Origin of the sequence: Mycetohabitans endofungorum, from assembly GCF_002927045.1 — a bacterium.
In the GTDB taxonomy this organism is placed as follows: Bacteria; Pseudomonadota; Gammaproteobacteria; order Burkholderiales; family Burkholderiaceae; genus Mycetohabitans; species Mycetohabitans endofungorum.
In genome coordinates this window covers 152,108-165,521 of sequence record NZ_PRDW01000006.1, presented here as the reverse complement: position 1 = coordinate 165,521, position 13,414 = coordinate 152,108, and the positions used below count along the sequence as shown (strand labels likewise).

The window sequence follows — 13,414 nt, the reverse complement described above, 5'->3', positions numbered from 1 at the left end:
TCATGAAGCGATTTGGCCTACTTCCAGCCTGGGCCTTTCTCGGCTTGTTTTTTGTTCTGCCGCTCCTTGCTCTCGTCCCCGAGACCGTTAGGAGCGGTGGCGAAGCATTCGGTCAAGTGATTGCCGATCATTTATTCCTAAGCGCATTTAGGAATACGGTGATGCTCGGCCTGTTCTCCGGCTGCCTCTCGACTATCGTAGGTACTGCGATTGCCATCGAACTGACGAGGCAGCCGGAATCCCGCCGCCAGTGGCTAATGATGTTGCTAGGGATCCCACTTGCTTTTTCAGGTCTGGTTATTGCTTATGGTTTTATTTTAGCTTACGGTAGAGCGGGCTTCGTGACACAGCTTATAGTGATGCTTGGTGGCGACCCTGCCCAGGGCGGGCGATGGCTGTACTCAGCTGTCGGGCTTACTTTAGCTTACGCGTATTATTTGATTCCCCGCGTGGCATTATCACTTTATCCAGTCTTCGCCAACTTGGATGAACGCCCGTGGCTCGCAGCTCGTACACTCGGTGCCTCGCGTACACGCGCGTTTTTCGATACGGTCATACCCGAGGTTGCGCCATCGATCATTGCAAACGCTTGCCTAGCTGCGGCTTTAGCCATGGGCACTTATGGTACCGCGCTTGCTTTAGTGGGAACGCAACTCAATATTCTTCCATTGCTCTTGTTTGCCAAAATCAACGATAGTAACGCTGATTTGGCTGCAGCATCAGCCATTTCGCTAATACTGTTGGCTCTTTGTGTTTTTGTCTTGGGAGTGGGTAATGTTTTTACAAGCCGGCGTGAATACGCCGCTATCCCAAAAAATTAACAAGCAGCTTCGCCGGTTAATTGAAATTCAATCGGGGCCGCGTCGTAATCCCCAGCCTGTAGGAATAATTGGACCAAGTATTTGTGACGAGGCATGCCGCTCAGCAGCGTACAAAGTGGCAAGCGTCTTGGCAAGTGCCGGCGTGCCTATCATTTGTGGAGGACGGGGCGGTGTAATGGAAGCTGCATGCCATGGCGCATATGACATGGGTGGAATAGCCATTGGCATTCTCCCAGAAGAAGACCGGTGTAGCGCTAACAAATATGTTACATTGGCGCTTCCTACAGGGATTGGTGAAATACGCAATGTGCTGGTCGTGCGCGGTAGCGTGTGCGTGGTTGCCATTGGGGGTGGAATGGGAACACTTTCTGAGATGGCGTTGGGCGTAAAGTGGAGCAAAGCCGTTTTTACATTATACGAAGAATTTCAGCTACCCGGTGCCCAGGCAGCTGAAAGTACCGATCAGCTTCTCGAATGGGTGGTCGAATATCTAGTTCGTGAGTCTGATGCTCGCACTCAATAATAGTCTCGATCTTTGCTTTTTTCGTTAGCCGTTGGCAACGCCACCTTTATTAAATTATGCCACCGGAACCTTGTAACATGACTGTTCTGCTTTGTTAAGCGTAAGCATCCAAGAGTGGAACGCTGCAAATATCGGTCGGTTCATCCGGTTTGGATTGAAACACAGGTAATGCCCTAGATCAAATTCTATCGCTGGTCCCAATTGCATCACGATGCCTTGCGCAAGTTCTTCTTCTACAAGAATCTGCGGCACGAGGCCCACCCCTAGACCGTTTACGACTGCCTGGATTATGGCGGAATATTGCGTAAAGCGTGGGCCTGAAAGAGTAATTGTTTCGTCTATATTCCAATGCGTTGCCCATTGTCGCCAGACAAAAGGCGCTTCTTCGTGGTGTAGTAGAGTCTGCTTTAATACGTCGCTCTGTTTAATGGGGTGACCTAGTTGTTGCTCCAGTTTAGCAGCGTAGATACAGATGAATTCTTTGCCTGCAATGTAATCTGAGATGACAGATGACCAATTACCTGGGCCAAAACGGATAGCCGCATCAATGTCAGCTGGCTGCGAGTCATTCAGCCTGAGATGCTGGCCAAAACTGAAGGTGACGCCAGGGTGAAGCTTGCGGAAGCTGGGTAACCGCGGGATAAGCCACTTTGTTAAAAAGGTGGGTACGCTAGCTAGGGTCAGCACACCTGCGCTAGACTCGTCTAGTCTGGCTTCAAAGGTTGCGGATTCAATAACGCGCAGACTTGGGGATATTTTTCTCCAATATTCCCGCCCTACAGCGGTCAGTGTGACTCCGCGTCCCGCTTTTTGAAGCAGAGGGCGCCCCACGAAGGATTCTAGGCTGGCAATTTGTTTACTGACGCCGCTGACCGTAACGCACAGTACGTTAGCTGCACGCGTGAAACTCTCATGCTTGGCGACTGCATCAAACGCAAGCAACTCCTGGATGGTTGGGCATGCTCTCTTCATTGGCCTAATTATTTCCTGTCACTCAACCTTGGACGGTCATATATTCAATGGTCGCAAGTGATTTAGTCAACTTTAGCTAAAAGATCATACAAAAAGAGCCACAAGGGACCACTAATTTTCCCAGGCGAGAGGTAGTTTAGTGCGCTGCGTGGCCATTCCTCGTTATAGTTCTGACGCCATGCCGCGGTGATTGCGCGGGCGTGGGCCAGCGTCGTAGATCCGTGCTCGTTAAGACATTCGACGCGGAACTTACCGTTGAACAATTCGATGTAGGCATTTTGCGTCGGCTTGCCCGGCTCAATCAATTTCAACGTCACGTCATTGGCGTACGCCCATTGGCCGAGCGCCTGGCTCGTCAATTCCGATCCCTGTTCCGTTCGCAGCGCTTTGGGATCGCCCCGGACACGCGCTGCTCGGCCAACGCTCGAGAGACATACAAGGCCCGAGATGCCGGAGTTCACGACGATATCGACAGCGTTCTTGGGGAAATCGTGAACGATGGTTACACTTCGGACGCCACTCGTTCGACAATGCGTCCACCACGAAATCAATTGGCCCAGCCTCGTGGCCCGCTCGACAAGGCCCGTTGCTCGCGTTCAATCACGACACCGTGGTACCGGCAACGGCACCGCACAGCCAGCCCCGCTTCACGATAAAAACGATGCACGCGCTTGTAGTTCGCGTGGATACCGTCGCGCTTCATCAACGCGTGTAATCGCCGATAGTCGAACCGCCGACGTTCATGCGCCAAATTCACCAAACTCGACATCAGCATTTCGTTCTCGTAGTCAGGCTTCGTTTCGTCAAGCAACACGCTGCGAGAAAGCCCGGCAAGCCGGCAGGCGCAGCGCTCCGAGATGTTGACCTTCTCCGGATCGCCGCCACTGCCTCGCGTTTGACTTGCGGGCTCAGGGCTTTGCCTCAATGATAACCTTCAGCGCTTCCATGTCGAGCATCGCTGCGGCCAACAGCTTCTTCAGCCGCCCGATGAAAGCCTTCAACGTGGAAATTTGCTCACTCACGCCACTGACGGTAATGCATAAGGAGCTTGCTGCTCGAGTAAGGCCCTCATGCCTAGCGGCAGCGTCGAACGCCAATAGTTCCTGCATCGTGGGACATGCTCTTTTGAGTAGTGGACAGTTTTCTGTTGTTCAACAATCGACATCCAAATATTCAATGGTCGAGATGCCTTTTGTCAATTACATTTCATCTCGACCACAGCATTTTTGCTTTGAAACAGACGGCGGCTCGTGCCGACGGACAGCATCTGCTGGTGTTGCGAGCGAACCACCGATCTCCCTGATGAAGGTCGGCAAGCACATCGAATTATTTACCATATTAACTTTTTAGCGATACTTAGGATTAAGCATGCTAAACAGTTTGAAAAGGACGGTCCAAGCATTTCTCGTCCAGATTCTATACGGATTTAGCATCTCAACCCACGCCTACCAATATAATTCGTCGGAATACGTCGGCCTTCGTGACGGCAGGGTTCTCCAGTATATTAACAATGAGCTAACGGTACTAAAGGACAACGGCAGTCAGCGCATGGTACTGCAGATACCAGTAATGTTACGCAAAAAATTGTTAACCGCGTCGAGCTTCACGTTCCCCACAATGCATTCAAAGATCATTGACGGAGAAGAATACGTCCTCACGGTGATCAACCATCGTTCCCACCGGCGTCCGAACCACTATTGCTCTTCGGGAGATGAAGGTGTCCTTTATGTGTTGCGGATAAAAGATGACACTGCAGAACCCGTCTTTTCCTTAATTGTAGAAAGCTGCATGAAAGACATCCATTTGGAAAGAAGTGCAGCACAGTCATCGCGCCATATCGGAATCGATTGGGGAATCAATCCCGTTGGAATAAAAATCGATTGGTCGTACCATGGCGATTGGATACCTGTAACGCGGTACTTTTTCTATCGCAACGGAGAATTCGTTTAAACGCCGTGTCATCGCACTACTAACATCATCAGCCAAGCCACTTGACCGAACGCGAAGCAGGACAACGCCAACGCCTGGGTGGCACGCTCGCGCAAATACCATCCGCACAGTCACCGGCGCGGTTAGCTCTTCTGTATTGGCGCCGGCCTGCTACACGTGCGCACCGGACTGTGATCATGGTTGTGCCGCCTCAATGCGTCGGACAGATACCACCGGGCATGCAGCACGACGGGCGGTTGATGCGGTTCCTGCCGCTCGTCGCAGTGGTGTTACTGCGCGTGTTGATCTCGGCGAAGAACCGGCACAACGTGTCCTGCCCGTGTCCCTCAGTCTGTACGGGATATTGAACAGGCCGGAACCCGTCAAGCGCCGCTTGCCGACGGCGCGCGCAGCGCACCCGGCGGCCGGCCGTTCATGCGCTTGAAGGCGCGGCTGAAGGCGGCAAGCGATCCGTACCCGAGCCGATAGGCCACACTCTCGATCTGCTGACGATCCTGCGCGACCCACTGGGCGGCAAGGCGCATCCGCAATTGCGTCAAATAGCGCACCGGCGTCATGCCGGTGGCAACAACGAACCGTTGCGTAAACACCGAACGGGAACAACCTGTCTGCGCCGCCAGTTCGGCAACAGTCCAGTTGCGTCCCGGCTCGCGGTGCAATGCGACAATGGCCCGGGCTCAAACGCGGGTCGCGCAACGCCTGTACCCAACCCGTCGCGTCGCCACAACCGCATTCGACCCAGCCCCGGACGACGAAGGCCGCAACGACGTCGGCCAGCCGGGACAGTATCCCCGCGAATCCTGCCCGCTCACCGCAAAACTTCCGTTCCATCGCGCCGAGCATCGGCCCAATCTCCGGATAGCGCTCGAGCAATGTGCCCACGAGCATGACTTCGGGCATCGACGCGACCAGCGGCTGCATGCTACCGAGGTCAAACTCCATGCAGGCGCTGAAGATCAACGCATCGTCCGGCGTGTCGCCGGCGTCGTCACGGCCTTGCGCTTGCGCCGCCACCTGCGTCGCACAACGCGGCACCGCGTCCACCAACGCAACAGTCTTGCACAGCGTGGCCGCCTCGAACGCCGTGATGGATCGACTGGTCACGTCCGGCCCAGACCGGCGCGCCGGATCCGCGCTGGCCTGGCGAACCGCTCGACACGCGATGCGCGCCTACCGCGCGAATCCACGCTTGGACGGAGCGTTCTCCGCCCTTTCTATCAATGAAAAAGTATTTTGGCGATAATCAAAACTCTGTCACCGATAAAGTGTCATAGTGACCAAACCTCTTTTCGTCATCCTAGCGACCGTGATGCTCGACGCTGCCGGCATCGGGTTGATCATGCCGATCCTGCCCGCGTTGCTGCGTTCGCTGGGCGGCACGCAGGCGGGCAGTAGTGCCCATTACGGCATACTGCTCGCGTTGTATGCGCTGATGCAGTTCGTATTTGCGCCGATACTGGGCGCGCTGTCTGACCGTTTCGGACGTCGGCCGGTATTGCTGCTTTCGTTGGCCGGCGCAGCGACAGATTATGTTGTGATGGCGTGGGCACCCAGTTTGCCGTGGCTATACGTGGGCCGGGCCCTGTCAGGCATCACCGGCGCGACAGCGGCCGTCGCGACTGCCTACATCACCGACATTACCCCGGAACCGCGTCGCGCACAGCGCTTCGGCCAACTGAGCGCGATGATGGGCGTCGGCCTAATCGGCGGACCGCTGCTCGGCGGCCTGCTGGGTGCGCTGCACCTGCGTGCGCCGTTCGTCGCGGCAGCCGTAATGAACGGCCTGAACCTGCTGCTCGCATTGCTCGTCTTGCCGGAATCACGCCACGTCCGCGGCACGACGACGGGGTGGAAAATGAATTTGAAGCTAAACTGGGGCGGGAGCCTGAATCGGCTTGGAGCCGGCACACAATTGCCGCCGCTGATCGGCATCTATGCCACGATCGTGGTCGCGTCGCAGGTGCCCGCCACGCTCTGGATCCTGTATGGCCAGGACCAGTTCGGCTGGGGAGCCTCCGTAGCCGGGTTGTCGCTAGCAGGATATGGCGCATGCCATGCGTTGTCACAGGCATTCGTGATTGGACCACTGGTCGGACGGGTCGGAGAATGGCGTTCACTGCTTCTAGGCGTGGCGGCCGACGCGGCGGGACTCGCGCTGCTGGCGGTAGCCTCCAGCGCATGGGTGCCATTCGCCCTGCTCCCGCTGTTCGCGGCAGGCGGGATGACGATGCCGGCGCTGCAAGCCATGATCGCGCGCCAGGTTAGCGATGAGGCTCAAGGCGAGTTACAGGGCGCCCTTGCCAGCCTGTCCAGCCTGATAGGAGTAGGCGGGCCCGTTGCGGTCACCGCGGTATATGCGTGGAGCGTGGCATGGTTCCCGGGACTGGCGTGGGCATTGGGTGCGGCAAGCTATCTGTTAGTGGTACCGTGGCTATTCAGCGCACGGATGCGCGGTTCGGCCGTCGCCGCAACGCAGGTTTCGCGTCGCGCCCCCTGAGACAACCTTAGCGATGTCTACCCCTTCACCGGTCCGTGGCGATCCGCTTTCCGGCGTTACGCCTGTCCAGTTCCGCATGCGTGCGTTCAAGCTCCTCGACCATCAGCGCCGCATCGGGTAGGATGATCTGGTACTCAGCGGCCAGCACCGTGTTGGGCGGGTTTCCCAGCGCGTAATGGGCCTCAGCAGCGCCCTTTTGCGCGCACAGTATCAGTCCAACCGGCGGGTTCTCGCCGGGTTTCATCCAATGCTCGCGCGCGTAGTTCAGGTACATGTGCATTTGACCGGCGTCAGCATACGTGAACCGACCAACCTTCAAGTCGATGACGATCAGGCACTTAAGGCGTCGATGGAAAAACAGCAAGTCGATCCTGAACCAGCTATCTTCGATCCGAAGACGGCGCTGCCGCCCGACGAAGGCGAAATCATCGCCTAATTCGAGCAGGAAATCCGCCAAATGCTGAATCAACGCTTGTTCGAGATCCGATTCAGAATATTCGTCCTTCAGGTCGAGGAACTCGAGCACGAACGGGTTGCGGATCGTTTCCTCAGGCGTCAGCGCATCCTCCGGGTGTGACTTCCCAGTCTTGTCGAGTAGCGCGACCTTGTTGCGTGACAGTGCAAGCCGCTCATACAGCTGGCTGCCGATCTACCGGTCCAGTTGCCGCACCGACCATCCCTGGCGCAATGCCTTACTCCCGTAGAACGCTCGCGCAGCAGGCGACTTGACCGACAACAGGCGCACATACACGGACCACGGCAGCCCGAAACACGCGGCCAGTTGCGCGAACTGCGGGGGCGACGCCGTGCCGGACGCAGCCGACAGGGATTTGCCAGATGGTGTCTGGCCTTTTTCCGCGTCAGCAGATTTGCCAGACAGTGTCTGACAAATCTGCTCCGGCGGCCAAGCCGGGTAAAAAGCACGCATGCTGACCAAATTCGCTCGACTGAAACCGCGGCCAAACCGGCCGGTCAAGTCCTCGGCCAGGCGCGTCAGCAACACCTGCCCATACGTCGCCCTTTCGGCGCCATGCTGCTCCACCGTGACGATGCGCCGACCGTCACCTGGACAAACTCGTCCAGTATCGCGCGCTTCTCGCTCCGATCAGAACGGCGGTACCGCTCGCCGACCGCCTCTATCCATTGCCGTCGTGTTGTCACGTTGGGCCGGAATACCCACCCAAGCCGAGCGCGACGCGGCTATCCAGGCCACGCAGGGTGCGATCGCTGAACGCGACCAGAGCGAGGTGTGCTGCGCGCGGCGCAAGCTCGCGAGCTCGATGCGCTACGGGCTGAGTGTGTTGAGCGGGAGACCACTTTGCGCACACACATCGACACGAACACCGTGCGACTCGAGGGCGTGCAAAACGGCGTCATGGTGCAAACTGAGGAGGCGCGAGCGCGATACGCTCGCCCAGGAGATTGCCCTTTTGCGCGAGCACAGCCCACGCCGACGTTTCCGTCAGGCTACCTGACGGCACGGCCCGAGGTATATGTCGCGTTGTGCCACCGCGCAAGGCCCGAGCCACCATCGCGCAGCCAGGAACGAACCACTCGGGAACCACAACGACGAGCATTCCGCGTAGTCCATGGAAGACCCGCTACTTCCTCGGCTCTAAGCTCACGTCTTTCGACGCCTACCTGTTCAAGCAAACGAGATCACAAGCTTCTTGCCACACGCGGCGGCGTATTTGCGCATCGTTGCGAACGATGGCGAATGCTTCTCGCTAGCGAGCGAGGCTTCGAGTCGAGACACTGCGGATGCCGTGGTGCCCATGCGCTCGGCGATTTGGGCCTGCGTAAGTCCAGCTTCCCGTCGAGCGGCAAGCAGCGCGTGCAGTGCCGCGTACTCTTCTTCGAGTGCGTCGTATGCTGCCTTGAACGTCGGGTCTGCAAACAAACGCGCATCATCCTCCGCAGTGTGCGGCACCGGGTTGTACCGCTCCTCGAGTTCCTGTTTCAATCGGTTCTTAACCATTGCCTATCTCCTTGAGACGTTTGCGGGCAATGCACAATTCACTCTCCGGTGTCCACTGTGTCTTCTTCGTAAAAGAATGCAGCACGACAATGCGCCGGCCCACCTGCGTGCAATAAAACACGCGCCCGATGCCTTCAGGCCCCTTCGGGCGTAGTTCGAACAAGCCTTCCCCCATCGCACGCAAATGGGGCAGTCGTAAATCCGCGCCATGGTCTTCCATTAGCGAGAGCAATCGCCGGTAATCAGCGAGGATGCCTATTGGCATGGCGAAAACGTCGCGTTTGACGCGTTCGTTAATAGTAGGTGACAGCCCAATTCATGGAGCAATCATAGCAATTTGCTAATTTTCGGCAAACTGGCGTGTTGCCTCATGGGATGATGTTACTCCCGCAGTTCGCGCAACTGGCCACGCGTTTCGCGCTGCCGTGGTCCGTGTATGTGCGCCTGTTGTCGGTCAAGTCGCCCGCTGCGCGAGCGTTCTACGAGAGTAAGGCATTGCTCCAGGGATGGTCAGCGCGGCTACAGAGCGCCAGCAAGGTCGGTACGGCGGGAAGTTCGGTAAGTGCTGTTGAGCGGCAGCTGCGCAAGCATCGCATCGATCAGCGTTGGCCATTCGATGCTTTCCACATCCGTCGGAAACCGCGTTCGTGTCTCATCGTCCATCCACGTGAGCGGACGGCGGGCATAATGATCGAGGAATACCGTTGCATCGTCGAATGCAAAGCGGTAGGCCTCGAGCAGCGTTCTATTGAGTGCCGCGAGCCGCTTGTCACCGAGTTTGGCCAGCTCGGCATCGAGTTTGGCACGGTCACGCACATATGTTATTCCGCCGGCCCTTGAAATGACGTCACCGAGCGGCGGCATGTTGCGCGCGGCGGACGCGCAGTGAATCACTGAAAAGCCATTGGTTGGATGCGCTGCCGCATTGGCTAGTAGCAGATTCGCGCACAGATCAACCGGAATCGAATCGTTTACGGCCGTTCTTGCCGAGTCAGGAAAGACGCTGGCTTCACGCTGTCGCAGGTCGACCGCTGGCAATCACTGTCGGTCGTTAACGCGTGGTTGATGAAATCACCGGACTGTAGGCGTCACGCTTGCGTCCGAACGGTGCGGGATGCCGTAGGCGATCGTCGCGACCGACACGCCGCTGAAAATGATCGATAACGCAGTCATTCACCCGGCATGCTCAAGCGGCACAGTGCTTACGACATCCTCGTCGAAGGCCACACCGACGATATCCTCCCCCACGGCCAGATCCGCAGCGAATTGGGAACTATGATCAGCCCGTGCCGGCGCCGTCGTACGCCTGCTGGTGGCGTACGGCATCACCCCACGACGGCTTGCCGCCGTGGGGCGCACCCCGACAACGTCCCGCTGGCTATCGGCAACGATGCAGCAATTCGCGCAGCCAACCCGCGCGACGATACTGGTGCAATATTGAGGATCCAGCTACGCGCCGGCAGCAGTCAGCGCTGCGCTAAATAGAGTCGACTCGTTCGACGCCCTGCACGGTTTGCGCCGCGTGGTACGAGGAGCGCACCAACGGCCCGGCGATCACCTGCCGAAAACCGAGTTCCATCGCCGTCGTGCGCAACGCGTCGAACGCCGCGGGGCTCACATAGCGCTTCACCGGCAAATGCCCCGGCGACGGTGCCAGATACTGCCCAAGCGTGATGATGTCCACGCCGTGCCGGCGCAAGTCCTGCAGCGTCGCAATAACCTCGTCGTCACGCTCGCCAAGGCCGAGCATCAGGCCTGACTTAGTCAGCAGCGCTGGGTTACGCGTCTTAACCTGTGCGAGCAACGCCAGCGATCCGGCATAATCGGCGCCCGGCCGCGCGACACGATACAGCGAAGGAACGGTTTCGATGTTGTGGTTGAACACATCCGGCCACGACATTGACAGTGCGTCCAATGCTCGATGGGTCCTGCCGCGGAAATCCGGCGTCAGGATTTCCACGCTCACGCCCGGCACGCGTGCACGCAATGTCTGCACGCAGCGCGCGAAGTGTCCCGCGCCACCATCGCGCAAGTCGTCGCGATCCACCGAGGTCACGACGACGTAGCGCAAACCGAGTACGGCCGCTGCATCGGCCAATCTCGCCGGCTCCTGCTCATCCAGCGGCGGTGGCCGGCCATGGGCGACGTCACAAAACGGGCACCGGCGCGTGCAAATGCCGCCCATCACCATGAACGTCGCACTGCGCTGGGCGAAGCACTCGCCGATGTTCGGGCACATCGCTTCCTCACATACCGAGTGCAGGCCGTGCTCACGCAGCACCGCGGCCACGTGTGCGACGGCTTCGCTCATCATCGGCCGCGCCCGCAGCCATGCCGGCTTCGGCAACGACGCACCGTCCGGATGCACGACCTTCACCGGGATGCGAGCGAGCTTGTCGTGACTGCGCGCGCCGCGCTGTCCGAGCGCGGTCAGGCTCCGGTACGGCGTCACCGTTCCCATCGTCAGTCTCCGAGGAACGCGTTTAACACCTGGTTGACCTCGGTAGCCGCCTCCATCTGCACCATGTGCCCTTTGCCTTCGATGACGTGCGACTGCACGCCCGCAGGCAGCCCCTGTGCATGCAGCGACGGAATGATGCGGTCCTCACTGCCCCAGATCACCAGCGTGCGCGGCGCTAGCTCGGCGAGCCGGTCGCGGTACACGTGCCGCTGAACACCGTCGCCAAATGTCGCCGCCGCGATCTTGGCGAGCGTCTCGTTTACGCCGTCCAGACGCTTGTACTTAACGATGTCCTCGACCAATTGGCGAGTGACCAGCGCGGGATCTGCAAACAGCTTCAGCAGATGCGGCTTGAGCGTATTGCGGCTGGTCCCGGCCACGAATCCGCCAATGTAATCTGCGTCGATTTCGCGACCTAGCCCGGCGCTGGCAATCAGTGCCAGCGACGCGACTCGCTGCGGCTCCACGCTGGCGATCTGCAGCGCAACGGCGCCGCCCATCGAATGGCCCACCAGGTGCGCACGCTCGATCCCCTCTTCGCGCATGAACGCGGACACATATTGGGCAAGCTCGTCCAATGTGCCGGCTTTCAGCGGCTTGCTCGACTCCCCATGCCCCGGCAGGTCCAGCGCCCATACTGCGCGGCGCGCCGCCAGCTCGGCGTGGTTGAACAGCCAGTTGTTCAGGTCACCACCGAACCCGTGGATCAGCAACACCGGAACGCCGCCATCGCCCTGCTTCAAGTAGCGGATCGTATGCGCGCCGACGATGCGCTTCTGCGGCTGCGGTCCCGTGTCAGCCGCATCGGCCGCGGCCGGCACAAAATCGCGCTGGAACGCCGCAACGGCTGCGTCGATTTGGGCATCGCTCGCGTCGGTATCAGCCACTACCGCCAACAAGGCGCCGACCGGCAGCGTTTCGCCTTCGACGGCAATCTGCCGGCGCAACACACCGTCAAATGCACATTCCACGCCAGAGGAAATTTTCTCTGTCTCCACGTCAAGCAACTCATCGCCCTTAGATACCTTGTCGCCGATCTGCTTGAGCCACCCGTTGACCTGGCCCTGCTCCATCGACAGCCCCCACTTGGGCATCGTAATCATGTGAATCGGCATCGATCAGCTCCTTACCTTAGTCACGGCCGCCGCGATCTTCTCAGACGACGGGATGTACATGTCCTCCAACACGCCGGCAAACGGGGCTGGCGTATGCGGCGCGGTGACCAGCTCGATCTGCGCCTTGAGCGATTTGAATGCACGCTGCGCGATGAGCGCGGCAATGTCAGTCGCCACCGAGCAACGGGGGTTGGCTTCATCAACGACCACCACCCGACCGGTGCGCGACGCGCTCTCCAGGATCGTTTCCTCGTCCAGCGGCGACGTCGTGCGTAAGTCGATCACTTCGACGTCAATGCCTTGCCTGGCCAGCGCATTGGCCGCCTCCACCGACTGGTGCACCATCCGTCCATAGGTGATAATCGTCGCATCGTCGCCGTCGCGCACCACGTTGGCCTCGCCAAACGGAATTGCATAAGACTCCTCCGGCACGTCCCCTTCTCGGCTGTACAACAGCTTGTGCTCGCAGAAAATCACCGGGTCGTCATCGCGGATCGACTGGATCAGCAGCCCTTTCGCGTCATAGGGCGTGGACGGACATACCACCTTCAGCCCGGGCACATGCGTAAACAGCGACGTGAGCATTTGCGAGTGTTGGGCGGCGGCGCGCAGTCCCGCACCCTGCATCGTGCGGATCACCACCGGGGTAACCGCCTTGCCGCCAAACATGTAACGGAACTTGGCCGCCTGGTTGAATATCTGGTCGAAACACACTCCCATGAAGTCAATGAACATCAGTTCGGCGACCGGCCGCATGCCGCACGCGGCGGCACCAACCGCCGCACCAATGAACCCACCCTCGGACAGCGGTGTGTCGAGCACCCGCCCAGGGTATCGATGGAACAACCCCTTGGTCACCCCGAGCACGCCGCCCCACGCATCCTGCTCGCCGGGCGAGCCCGCACCGCCGGCGTTGTCCTCACCCATCACGATGACGTTTTCGTCACGCGCCATTTCTTGGCTCAACGCCTCATTTATAGCTTGTTGGTAAGTGATCTTCCTGGCCATGGCCGTCTCCTGGTAGCTAGTTTCGAATTGGATCGGAGCGCGGCGCGCACACACCGCGCGTCGCTTCTCGCATCGTGCCGCGACGTCTG

At 58.9% G+C, this 13,414-nt stretch carries 15 protein-coding genes and 2 pseudogenes; 4 read left to right on the top strand and 13 right to left on the bottom strand.

Features of this window, described 5'->3' with window-relative positions; all coding sequences use genetic code 11:
* Positions 1 to 2 precede the first annotated feature (2 nt).
* Together B0O95_RS08060 and B0O95_RS08055 are read left to right on the top strand one after the other, a co-directional pair.
* Positions 3 to 821, top strand: a complete 819-nt coding sequence (locus tag B0O95_RS08060; protein WP_104077424.1) for an ABC transporter permease — start codon at positions 3 to 5, stop codon at positions 819 to 821.
* Positions 775 to 1,344 carry a TIGR00725 family protein gene (locus tag B0O95_RS08055; protein WP_104077423.1) on the top strand — a complete coding sequence of 190 codons (570 nt, stop codon included), beginning with the start codon at positions 775 to 777 and terminating at the stop codon, positions 1,342 to 1,344. Before B0O95_RS08060 ends, B0O95_RS08055 begins: the two co-directional genes overlap by 47 nt.
* Positions 1,345 to 1,398: 54 nt before the next feature.
* Here B0O95_RS08055 and B0O95_RS08050 read toward each other — a convergent pair whose 3' ends face one another.
* From B0O95_RS08050 to B0O95_RS17175, 4 genes are all read right to left on the bottom strand, one after another.
* Positions 1,399 to 2,316 carry a LysR substrate-binding domain-containing protein gene (locus tag B0O95_RS08050; RefSeq protein WP_104077422.1) on the bottom strand — a complete coding sequence of 306 codons (918 nt, stop codon included), beginning with the start codon at positions 2,314 to 2,316 and terminating at the stop codon, positions 1,399 to 1,401.
* A 62-nt stretch (positions 2,317 to 2,378) separates the two neighbouring features.
* Positions 2,379 to 2,867 carry an integrase core domain-containing protein gene (locus tag B0O95_RS17185; protein ID WP_370641767.1) on the bottom strand — a complete coding sequence of 163 codons (489 nt, stop codon included), beginning with the start codon at positions 2,865 to 2,867 and terminating at the stop codon, positions 2,379 to 2,381.
* Positions 2,864 to 3,241: an IS3 family transposase gene (locus B0O95_RS17180; protein WP_416171940.1), complete on the bottom strand. Its 378-nt coding sequence runs from the start codon at positions 3,239 to 3,241 to the stop codon at positions 2,864 to 2,866. Before B0O95_RS17180 ends, B0O95_RS17185 begins: the two co-directional genes overlap by 4 nt.
* Positions 3,225 to 3,425, bottom strand: a complete 201-nt coding sequence (locus tag B0O95_RS17175) for a LysR family transcriptional regulator (RefSeq protein WP_370641769.1) — start codon at positions 3,423 to 3,425, stop codon at positions 3,225 to 3,227. The genes B0O95_RS17180 and B0O95_RS17175 overlap by 17 nt, the downstream gene beginning before the upstream one ends.
* Positions 3,426 to 3,684: 259 nt before the next feature.
* Here B0O95_RS17175 and B0O95_RS08040 point away from each other — a divergent pair, with 259 nt between their 5' ends.
* On the top strand, positions 3,685 to 4,266 hold the full coding sequence (locus tag B0O95_RS08040) for a hypothetical protein (RefSeq protein WP_104077421.1): 582 nt from the start codon (positions 3,685 to 3,687) through the stop codon (positions 4,264 to 4,266).
* Between the two features lie 362 nt (positions 4,267 to 4,628).
* Here B0O95_RS08040 and B0O95_RS08035 read toward each other — a convergent pair.
* Positions 4,629 to 5,382: pseudogene (locus B0O95_RS08035) on the bottom strand (AraC family transcriptional regulator); the annotation flags it as partial.
* 157 nt (positions 5,383 to 5,539) lie between these two features.
* Here B0O95_RS08035 and B0O95_RS08030 point away from each other — a divergent pair.
* Positions 5,540 to 6,763 (top strand): MFS transporter, encoded by a 1,224-nt coding sequence (locus B0O95_RS08030; protein WP_146064022.1) that lies wholly within the window; start codon positions 5,540 to 5,542, stop codon positions 6,761 to 6,763.
* Positions 6,764 to 6,788: 25 nt separating this feature from the next.
* On the opposite strand, the gene B0O95_RS17355 is transcribed toward B0O95_RS08030, so the two are convergent.
* From B0O95_RS17355 to B0O95_RS07995, 8 genes and pseudogenes are all read right to left on the bottom strand, one after another.
* Positions 6,789 to 7,289 carry a PDDEXK nuclease domain-containing protein gene (locus tag B0O95_RS17355; protein ID WP_463605574.1) on the bottom strand — a complete coding sequence of 167 codons (501 nt, stop codon included), beginning with the start codon at positions 7,287 to 7,289 and terminating at the stop codon, positions 6,789 to 6,791.
* Between the two features lie 123 nt (positions 7,290 to 7,412).
* A complete protein-coding gene (locus tag B0O95_RS17350) occupies positions 7,413 to 7,805 on the bottom strand; it encodes a DUF1016 N-terminal domain-containing protein (RefSeq protein WP_463605573.1) in 393 nt (130 codons plus the stop codon).
* 603 nt (positions 7,806 to 8,408) lie between these two features.
* Positions 8,409 to 8,741 (bottom strand): helix-turn-helix domain-containing protein, encoded by a 333-nt coding sequence (locus B0O95_RS08020; protein WP_370641770.1) that lies wholly within the window; start codon positions 8,739 to 8,741, stop codon positions 8,409 to 8,411.
* Positions 8,734 to 9,061: pseudogene (locus tag B0O95_RS08015) on the bottom strand (type II toxin-antitoxin system RelE/ParE family toxin). The gene B0O95_RS08020 and the pseudogene B0O95_RS08015 overlap by 8 nt, the downstream one beginning before the upstream one ends.
* Before the next feature lie 199 nt (positions 9,062 to 9,260).
* Positions 9,261 to 9,557, bottom strand: coding sequence for a hypothetical protein (locus B0O95_RS16100; RefSeq protein WP_199180475.1), 297 nt, complete (start codon positions 9,555 to 9,557; stop codon positions 9,261 to 9,263).
* Positions 9,558 to 10,218: 661 nt separating this feature from the next.
* On the bottom strand, positions 10,219 to 11,202 hold the full coding sequence (lipA, locus tag B0O95_RS08005; RefSeq protein WP_104077418.1) for a lipoyl synthase: 984 nt from the start codon (positions 11,200 to 11,202) through the stop codon (positions 10,219 to 10,221).
* 2 nt (positions 11,203 to 11,204) lie between these two features.
* Positions 11,205 to 12,317 carry an acetoin dehydrogenase dihydrolipoyllysine-residue acetyltransferase subunit gene (locus B0O95_RS08000; RefSeq protein WP_104077417.1) on the bottom strand — a complete coding sequence of 371 codons (1,113 nt, stop codon included), beginning with the start codon at positions 12,315 to 12,317 and terminating at the stop codon, positions 11,205 to 11,207.
* A 3-nt stretch (positions 12,318 to 12,320) separates the two neighbouring features.
* Complete coding sequence (locus B0O95_RS07995) at positions 12,321 to 13,325, bottom strand: alpha-ketoacid dehydrogenase subunit beta (protein WP_104077416.1); 1,005 nt, start codon at positions 13,323 to 13,325, stop codon at positions 12,321 to 12,323.
* Positions 13,326 to 13,414 lie beyond the last annotated feature (89 nt).